This window comes from Massilistercora timonensis (genome assembly GCF_048354975.1).
Taxonomy (GTDB): Bacteria; Bacillota; Clostridia; order Lachnospirales; family Lachnospiraceae; genus Massilistercora; species Massilistercora timonensis.
Map to the genome: position 1 here is coordinate 20443 of NZ_DBGCJQ010000111.1, position 8155 is coordinate 28597.

Here is an 8155-nt window from a genome sequence, read left to right on the forward strand (position 1 = left end):
AAATGGAAACGATCAAGAAAAAGCTGTCGGAAAATATCCTGGATAAACTTTCTATGGATTTCCTGCGCAATCAGGTGTTGAAAAATGCCTACGGAAACGATGATACCTTTATCGCGGCGCTGGATCCCCGGCCGTTATTTGTCTGGTATGCGTTTTTTGCCCTGGTACCCTGGTTTGTAGATGATCTGGTATTTCTGCTTGGCTGTTTTATCCTGGTTGCAGTAACCACAATTATGGCGAAAGTCGCAGGGCTGGTGCTGCTTTTGTTTGGGGTAGGAGTCTTCTCCCAGACGGGATATCTTTTTGTAGTGTCTCTTTTGTTTGGCGGCAACGCAGAGACGGTTGTGCCGCTTTTGATCCTTACTTTGAAGGTGGCTACTGTATCGCTTGCTTCGATCACGGTGTTTTCCGGTTTGGATCCGGACCGGCTGTCCAATGGGCTGATGTGGTACGGATGTCCGGAGAAGTTATCCTTCTCCGTCTCCTATGCCTACCGGATGCTGCCTATGTTGATGGAGGAGTTTCAGAATGTGCTCCTTTCTTACCGGCTGCGGGGAAATGCGCCTGACAGCAGTACGATGACGGGAAAGGTCCGCTATCTGATCTATCAGGTCAAGGTGATCATCCATGCGTTCTATCCGTTGATGCTCAATACGGCGAAACGGTCCAGGACGACGGTAGAGGCGTTGGAGATCAAAGGGTATCGCTACGCTGCCGTCAATAAGGAAGTAAAGAAGATGAAGCTGTCTACGTTGAAGGTCACTTGTGACGATCTTCTTTTTCTGGCGGTTTCTTTCCTTTGGGTAGCGCTTGTAGTATTGGGATCACTGCTGATCGGATAAGGGGGAGAAGAAAAATGTATCTTGATTTTCATACCCATGGGAAACTGGCAAAGAAGCTGCCGTTTTCCACGGCTTATACAGACTGGCTGTTTGGCGAGGCAAAGGGGGCGGGACTTGACGCTCTGTGTCTCACGGAACACTTCAATACGCTGCAGTTCGATGAATTATACGGATATCTGATGAAGACCTGCGACCGGGAAGGAGATACACTGGTCACAAAGGATGGACTTCGGATCTTTGCCGGGATGGAGACAGATATCAGAGAGGGCGGCCATATCCTCTGCCTGGGAGCACCGGAGGAAATCCTGGAATTGAACCGGAGGCTGGAGCCTCATAAGATCTGTGGGAGTTTTCTGCCCTTTCAGAATCTGATGGATCTGTTCGATCAGTATTCTGTAATTGTCGGGGGAGGTCATCCATTCCGGGAAGGCAGCCATATTCCGGAGCTTCCCGAAGAGCAGCTCCGACGCTTTGATTTTCTGGATCTGAACGGGAAAGATGTGGCAGCGGACCGGGAGAAGACCTGGAAACTTACGGAAGGACTGGCAGACCGGCTGGGGATTCCGATGGTCAGCGGAAGCGACACCCATCAGGCAGTTCAGTACGGTTGTATCCGTACCAGGTTTTCGAAAGAAACAAATACAGTGAAGGAATTATACCAGGAGATGCGGGAAGGGAATTATGAGATCCTGATTTCTGATTATGCCGCCTTCCAGGTGAAGACGGCAGGAATCCTGAAACGGGCCCTTAAAGAGATCCATGCGATTGGCGGAGACTATGTATCAGTGCTGACAGAAGGGGGCGAGATGCCTGCAAAGGCTTCGCAGAAAGCAACAGGGAGGAGGCTGCGTTATGGTGCTTGCAATACCGGAATCCGAAGGAAGGTATACCAGGTCTGATAAGAAGATTCTGGAATTTATTGAAGAATCCACAGAGGAATTTCTCTTTATGAGCATTGGACAGCTGGCGGAGCGGCTGGAGATGTCCGAGGCCACCATCTCCAGATTCGCCCGGCATATCGGATATGGTGATTTTAAAGAACTGAAAAGTGCGGTGGCACAGCAGAAGAACGGAAAAGGCGCGGCAAGAAAGATGGCCGGGACGCTGATGAAGGGAGAAGGATTTGATATAGAAAGCTGGTTTTCCTATCAGCAGGAATGTATGATGCGCACGCTGGCAGATCTGGATCAGCGGGAATTCATAAAAGCCCTGGATCAGATCGGGGACGCGCGGCGGATCTTTATCCATGCCAAGAATGCTTCCGCGGCTGCCGGACAGCTTTTATTCTTCCGGCTCAGAAGGATGGGATTCCCGGTCCAGATGATCCCTTCTGGTGGTTCCGAGGTGTTGGAGGGCCTTGCGCAGGCGGGGGAAGAGGATCTGGTGATCCTGTTCAGTTATTCCAAAGTGTCGGAAGAAGGGAAGATGATCCTGGACTATGCCGGGGAGGCCGGGTATAACACACTTGCGTTTACCAGCAGGAAATATGCGCCAAAAGAACAGCGGGCAGACGTGAATCTGTATGTATACCGGGGAGAGAAAAAGGAGTATCATTCCATGACTGCGGCGGTAGCCGTGGTGGACGCCCTGGTCCTTGCCCTTTCAGAAAGGAGTAAAGAGACAATAGCAGCAAGTCTGATCCGCGTGCAGAAGCTGAAAGAACATTACGGCGCAAAGCGTTAGGAAGGGATTGGTTATTGACATTTCCTCTTAAAGGTGCTACAAATGTACTATATGAATCATGAGACTTGATAGAGGCGCGGAAGTCATCAGTACCGGGAAGGCTGGAGCTTGGAAGGCTGCTTTCCGGGGAAAGGGGCGTCCGCCGAAGGGAGAGAAGAGTTTCCGGCTTTTGTCCCTGGGCCGCAGGCAGAATATGCCCCGGACTGTCACATTCGTGGAGCGCTATCACAGGTTTTTTTGCCATGGGCGCGCCGGGGAAGCGTGTTCATGGTTTTTTATTACAAGGAAAGAAAAGAGGAAAAAGGACATGAGAGGAAAGAAAAAGGCAATCTGGGGGATCGCCGCCCTTCTGCTGATCCTGCTTTGCAGCTCCATGACGGTGCTGGCGGCGGACGAAGCAGCAGAGTACGTGCCGGATATGTACGCTACCTTCTGGTCGCTGGTGCCGCCGGTGGTAGCCATCGGTCTTGCGCTGATCACCAAGGAGGTTTACAGTTCCCTGTTTATCGGGATCCTGATCGGAGGAATCTTTTACTCCGGATTCAACTTTGAAGGAACCATCATCCATGTATTCCAGGACGGGATCGTGGGAGTGCTCACAGATGCTTACAACATGGGTATCATCGTATTCCTGGTGATCCTGGGCATCATGGTGTGCATGATGAACAAGGCGGGAGGATCCGCCGCGTTTGGCCGCTGGGCCAGCACAAAGATCAAGACCCGGGTGGGCGCGCAGCTTGCCACTGTGGCGCTGGGCGTGATGATCTTTATCGACGATTATTTTAACTGTCTTACTGTGGGAAGCGTAATGCGTCCGGTGACGGACAAGCACAACGTATCCCGGGCGAAGCTTTCTTATATCATTGACGCTACGGCGGCGCCGGTTTGCATCATCGCTCCCATCTCATCCTGGGCGGCGGCGGTGACCGGCTTCGTGGAGGGAGAGGATGGATTCGCCATCTTTATCCGGGCCATTCCCTATAACTACTATGCGCTTCTGACCATCTTTATGATGATCGTGATCGCGGTGATGAATATTGACTATGGTCCCATGAAGCTTCATGAGGACAATGCTATGAAGGGAGACCTTTACACCACGCCGGACCGTCCCTACGCGGATGCGGAGAATGAGATCGTGGAAGGCAAGGGAAAGGTGATCGACCTGGTATTCCCGGTGCTTTGCCTGATCATCACCTGTGTGATCGGAATGCTTTACACCGGCGGGTTCTTCAGCGGGACCGGATTCGTAGAGGCCTTCTCCAACAGCGACGCTTCTGTAGGACTGATGTTCGGAAGCTTCTTTGCCTTTGTGATCACCATCGTGTTCTACGCGGTGCGCAAGGTGTTAAGCCCCAGAGAGTCCATGGACTGTATCCCGGAAGGCTTTAAGGCCATGGTTCCGGCGATCCTGATCCTGACCTTCGCCTGGACCCTGAAAGCCATGACCGACAGCCTGGGCGCTGCGGATTATGTGGCAAATCTTATGCAGTCTGCGGCGGGAGGACTGATGATGCTGCTTCCGGCCATCATCTTCCTGGTAGGATGCCTCCTGGCCTTTGCCACCGGAACATCCTGGGGAACCTTCGGGATCCTGATCCCCATCGTTGTGGCGGTGTTTAACGGGATCGATGAGAACATGATGATCATATCCATCTCTGCCTGCATGGCAGGCGCGGTGTGCGGAGACCATTGCTCCCCCATCTCGGACACCACCATCATGGCGTCCGCAGGCGGCCAGTGCAACCATGTGAACCATGTGACCACCCAGCTGCCTTATGCGGTTACGGTTGCGGCGGTTTCCTTTGTTACTTATATCATCGCCGGTTTTATCCAGAATGCCTTTATCTGCCTGCCTATCGGCCTGGCGCTGATGTTCGGCACCCTGATGGTGATCCGGGCGATCACGAAGAACAGGGCGTAACAGCCGGAAAGAGACGTTTCAGGAAGGACGCTTTTTTAAGCGTCCTTCTTTGCTGTCTTCTTTTTGTTTTTGCATAAAAAGGGGAGGCAGACAGACAAAATAATGCTATAATAGGAGTCAGCAACCAAGAGAAAGGGGATCATAAGACAGATGAGTGTGAGAGATCTTGAGACTTATGAAGTGATCAAAGAAGAAGACTTAACCGGCATTCAGTCCAAAGGAACACTTCTGCGCCACAAAAAGAGCGGGGCAAGGGTGCTTCTGGTGGAGAATGAGGATAACAATAAAGTATTCAGCATCGGATTCCGTACGCCCCCTGCAGACAGCACCGGCGTGCCCCACATCATGGAACATTCCGTGTTGTGCGGATCCCGGAACTTCCCGGCCAAGGATCCCTTTGTGGAGCTGGTGAAGGGCTCGCTGAATACATTTCTCAATGCCATGACTTATCCGGATAAGACGGTTTATCCGGTGGCAAGCTGCAACGACAAGGATTTCCAGAACCTGATGCACGTCTACATGGACGCGGTGCTCTATCCCAATATCTATCAGCACGAGGAGATCTTCCGCCAGGAGGGGTGGAGCTACCGCCTGGAATCCCTGGAAGGGCCGCTGACCTACAACGGGGTAGTGTACAATGAGATGAAGGGCGCCTTCTCCTCCCCGGAGAGTGTGCTGGACCGGGTGGTTCTGAACACCTTGTTCCCGGATACTTCCTATGCCAACGAGTCCGGCGGGGATCCGGAGGTGATCCCGGAACTTACCTATGAGCAGTTCCTTGATTTCCACCGGACTTATTACCATCCTTCCAACAGCTACATTTATCTCTATGGGGATATGGACATGGAGGAGAAGCTTCGGTGGCTGGATAAGGAGTATCTGAGCGCTTTTGAGAAGAAAGAGGTGGATTCCCGGATCGCATACCAGGAACCCTTTGGGGAAATGGTGGAGAAACGGATCCCGTATTCTATAGCAAGCGATGAATCTTTGAAAGATAATACCTATCTTTCCTACAATAAGGTGATTGGCACCAGCCTGGACCGGGAGCTGTATCTCGCCTTCCAGATCCTGGATTATGCCCTTCTGTCCGCTCCGGGGGCGCCGCTTAAAAAAGCGCTGACGGAGGCCGGTATCGGCAAGGATATTATGGGGTCTTATGACAATGGAGTTTATCAGCCCATTTTCTCTGTGATCGCCAAGAATGCCAACCTGTCCCAGAAGGAGGAATTCCTGCAGGTGATCCAGGAAGTGCTGGAGGGACTTGTGAGGGACGGCATTGACCGTAAAGCCCTGGAGGCAGGGATCAACTATCACGAGTTCCGGTACCGGGAGGCGGATTTCGGCGGTTATCCCAAGGGGCTGATGTACGGCCTGCAGATCCTGGACAGCTGGCTCTATGACGATGAGAAGCCCTTTATCCATGTGGACGCCCTGGATGTGTTCGCCTTCCTGAAGGAGAAGCTGGGAACCGGATACTACGAAGAGCTGATCCGCAGATATCTGCTGGAGAATCCCCACGGCGCGGTGGTGATCGTGGAACCGGAGCAGGGCAGGACAGCAAGAATGGACGCGGCTCTTACGGAAAAGCTTCAGGAATACAAAGAAAGCCTTGGCAGGGAGGAGCAGGAGGAGCTGGTGCGGCGCACCAAAGAACTGGAAGCCTATCAGTCCGCCCCGGAGCGGGAGGAAGATCTGGCCCGCATCCCGGTGCTTAAGCGGGAGGATATTTCCAGGGAGATCGAGCCTGTCATCAATGAAGAAATGAACCTGGCCGGCGTGCCTTTGGTCTTCCATGAGACTCAGACCAATGGCATCGGATATGTGGACCTGATGTTCGACCTGTCGGGAGTCCGGGAGGATCTGCTCCCCTATGTGGGGATCCTGCAGTCGGTCCTTGGGATCATCGACACGGAGCATTACAGCTACGGAGAACTGTTTAATGAGATCAACCGCTGCACCGGCGGCATCGGCACCAGCCTGGAACTTTACAACGATGTGACCAGAGTGCGGGAGAAGGCCTTCCGGGCCACCTTCGAAGTGAAGGGCAAGGCGCTCTATGACAAGCTTCCGGTGGTGTTCTCCATGGCAGGGGAGATCCTGACAGCTTCAAAGCTTGGAGATGAGAAGAGGCTTAGAGAGATCCTGGCTATGGCCAAGTCCCGGCTTCTCATGCGGTTCCAGTCCTCCGGACATTCCACGGCCGCTCTGCGGGCGCTTTCTTATGGATCGCCTTCCGCGAAGCTTAAGGATCTGACCAACGGCATCGATTTCTACCGGACGGTGGCTGGTCTGGAAGAGAAGTTTGAAGAGAAGAAGGAAGAACTGATCCGGATCCTTCAGGAACTGACCCGGCAGCTGTTCCGGCCGGACAACCTGATGATCAGCTACACCGCTTCCCGGGAGGGGCTTAAAGGGCTGGAAGAGATGATCCGGTCCCTGAAGGAGAGCCTGTTTACAGATCCTGTGGAGGAGGGGACTTGCGTTCTTCACTGTGAGAAGAAGAATGAGGGCTTTAAGACGGCTTCCAAGGTCCAGTATGTGGCCCGCACCGGCAATTTTATCGACCAGGGAGCAGAGTATACCGGCGCCCTCCAGATCCTGAAGGTGATCTTAAGCTACGATTACCTGTGGCAGAATATCCGGGTAAAAGGCGGCGCTTACGGTTGTATGAGCAGCTTCAACCGCATTGGGGAAGGATATCTGGTTTCCTACCGGGATCCCCATCTTAAGCGGACGATGGACGTGTATGAAGGAGTGACAGAGTACCTTAAGAACTTCACTGTCAGCGAGCGGGATATGACCAAGTATATCATCGGCACCATGAGCAATATAGATCATCCCATGACGCCCTGCGCCAAAGGCGAGCGTTCCATGAACCTGTACATGAACAAAGTAAGTCCGGAGATGATCAGGGAAGAGCGCCGTCAGATCCTGGAGGCAGGTCAGGAGGATATCCGGGCTCTTGCGAAAGTGACAGAGGCGCTTCTTGCGGCGGGACAGATCTGCGTCATCGGAAGCGAGGAGAAGATCGAGGAAGAGAAAGAACTGTTTGAAATGGTGACCAGTTTCTGACAGAAACCATAAGGAGGAATTATGAGAGAAGATTACAGATCCGGGTTTGTGACCCTGATCGGCCGGCCCAACGTGGGGAAATCCACCCTGATGAACTATCTGGTGGGCCAGAAGATCGCCATCACATCCAAGAAGCCCCAGACCACCAGGAACCGTATCCAGACGGTGCTGACCACCGAGAAAGGGCAGATTGTCTTCGTGGATACGCCGGGGATCCACAAGGCCAAGAACAAGCTGGGGGAATATATGGTAAATGTAGCCCGCCAGACCCTGAACGAGGTGGACGTGATCCTGTGGCTGGTGGAGCCCACCACCTTTATCGGGGCCGGGGAGCAGCATATCATTGAGCGGCTGAAGAAGGTGAATACGCCGGTGATCCTGGTGATCAACAAGATCGACAGTGTGAAGAAGGAGGAGATCCTGAAAGCCATCGCTGCCTACAAGGATCAGATGGAGTTCGCGGAGATCGTGCCGGTGTCCGCACGGAGCGGGGAGAATACCGGGGAGCTTCTTAAGACAGTGATGAAGTATCTCCCCTACGGTCCTCAGTATTACGATGATGATACGGTGACAGACCAGCCGGAGCGGCAGATCGTGGCGGAACTGATCCGGGAGAAGGCCCTCCACTGCCTGGAGG

The 8155-nt window shown here is 53.2% G+C and carries 6 protein-coding genes and 1 riboswitch; all 6 genes read left to right on the forward strand.

The features are described 5' to 3' along the window. Positions 1-2 precede the first annotated feature (2 nt). Entirely contained in the window at positions 3-842 is an 840-nt protein-coding gene (locus tag ACML7B_RS09930; RefSeq protein ID WP_418541048.1) for an energy-coupling factor transporter transmembrane component T family protein, read from the forward strand. Between the two features lie 14 nt (positions 843-856). Continuing rightward, positions 857-1741 (forward strand): PHP-associated domain-containing protein, encoded by an 885-nt coding sequence (locus ACML7B_RS09935; RefSeq protein ID WP_418541049.1) that lies wholly within the window; start codon positions 857-859, stop codon positions 1739-1741. Further along, complete coding sequence (locus ACML7B_RS09940; protein ID WP_346708796.1) at positions 1695-2525, forward strand: MurR/RpiR family transcriptional regulator; 831 nt, start codon at positions 1695-1697, stop codon at positions 2523-2525. Before ACML7B_RS09935 ends, ACML7B_RS09940 begins: the two co-directional genes overlap by 47 nt. Before the next feature lie 61 nt (positions 2526-2586). Further along, a riboswitch (Lysine riboswitch) is annotated at positions 2587-2758 on the forward strand. A gap of 74 nt (positions 2759-2832) precedes the next feature. Then, positions 2833-4446: a Na+/H+ antiporter NhaC family protein gene (locus tag ACML7B_RS09945; RefSeq protein ID WP_418541050.1), complete on the forward strand. Its 1614-nt coding sequence runs from the start codon at positions 2833-2835 to the stop codon at positions 4444-4446. Between the two features lie 150 nt (positions 4447-4596). Then, a complete protein-coding gene (locus ACML7B_RS09950) occupies positions 4597-7518 on the forward strand; it encodes an insulinase family protein (RefSeq protein WP_418541051.1) in 2922 nt (973 codons plus the stop codon). Between the two features lie 21 nt (positions 7519-7539). Next, positions 7540-8155, forward strand: a 616-nt coding sequence (gene era / locus ACML7B_RS09955) for a GTPase Era (protein WP_418541052.1), incomplete at its 3' end; no start/stop codon positions are given.

What these genes read in the sequence shown, in the direction of transcription:
- ACML7B_RS09950 (WP_418541051.1), top strand. Translation starts at nt 4,597, where the DNA reads ATGAGTGTGAGAGATCTTGAGACTTATGAAGTGATCAAAGAAGAAGAC.
- ACML7B_RS09930 (WP_418541048.1), top strand. Translation starts at nt 3, where the DNA reads ATGGAAACGATCAAGAAAAAGCTGTCGGAAAATATCCTGGATAAACTT.
- ACML7B_RS09945 (WP_418541050.1), top strand. Translation starts at nt 2,833, where the DNA reads ATGAGAGGAAAGAAAAAGGCAATCTGGGGGATCGCCGCCCTTCTGCTG.
- ACML7B_RS09940 (WP_346708796.1), top strand. Translation starts at nt 1,695, where the DNA reads ATGGTGCTTGCAATACCGGAATCCGAAGGAAGGTATACCAGGTCTGAT.
- ACML7B_RS09935 (WP_418541049.1), top strand. Translation starts at nt 857, where the DNA reads ATGTATCTTGATTTTCATACCCATGGGAAACTGGCAAAGAAGCTGCCG.